Genomic DNA, 720 nt, shown 5'->3' with positions numbered 1-720 from the left:
ATCAGTAGCTAGGTACGATGGAAGGCGTGTAAGAGCCATCCTCTATCGCTTCAACAATTTTGTCTGCATCTTGATTTAACTGCTTATATTTCGGTTTTTCAAAACGATAGAGCACGGAAAGCTCGGATTCAGAGGCGATAGGCACGTTAAAGTCTTTAGCGATCATTGCCCATACATACGCTTCTTCCATATTACCTAAGCTGTGGTTAATACTGGCCATCGACTTAAAAATTTCAGTATTGACGTTCGAGATACTCGATAGGGTTAATGCGTTATTAAGCAGTTTTAATGTCTTAACATGGTCTCGAGTTGTGTAGAAAGTTGCTAGGGCATACTGCATTTCTGCCGTATTTAACGCTTCCGTCCCTTCCAGTTGTAAGAAACTGCGTCTAGCGTTGGTGTCTCCGGTTTGTGACCACAAGAAGTAGAGTGTTTCTGGCGTGTCTGATTGAGACAGTTCACTGACAATACGTTCAGATTCTTCGATGCTGTGCATTAAAGAAGTAAAACGACGTTCTTGAAGCTTAGATTGATCGATCGTTTCTATCTGCGCGGCTAGCTCAAGACACTTTTTATAGGCTGTGACTAATTCGAACTCTTTGATCTTATTGATTTCGGTTGGATGTTTTTGAACTTCAAAGCGATGCCAGATAAGGTCGGTACGCGCTACGCGGCACTGTCCATCATTCATGTTCAGCTGTTCACAACGCAATCCAGGAT

At 42.6% G+C, this 720-nt stretch carries 1 protein-coding gene; it reads right to left on the bottom strand.

Annotated elements, in window-relative coordinates:
- Position 1 precedes the first annotated feature (1 nt).
- Positions 2-720: DUF2989 domain-containing protein (locus BHE97_RS19480; RefSeq protein WP_140400281.1), on the bottom strand; the 719-nt coding region annotated here is incomplete at its 5' end.

Origin of the sequence: Aeromicrobium sp. PE09-221 (genome assembly GCF_002174305.1) — a bacterium.
Classification (GTDB): domain Bacteria; phylum Actinomycetota; class Actinomycetes; order Propionibacteriales; family Nocardioidaceae; genus Aeromicrobium.
The sequence above is the reverse complement of the archived record's forward strand: the minus strand, read 5'-3'. Positions and strand labels throughout refer to the sequence as shown.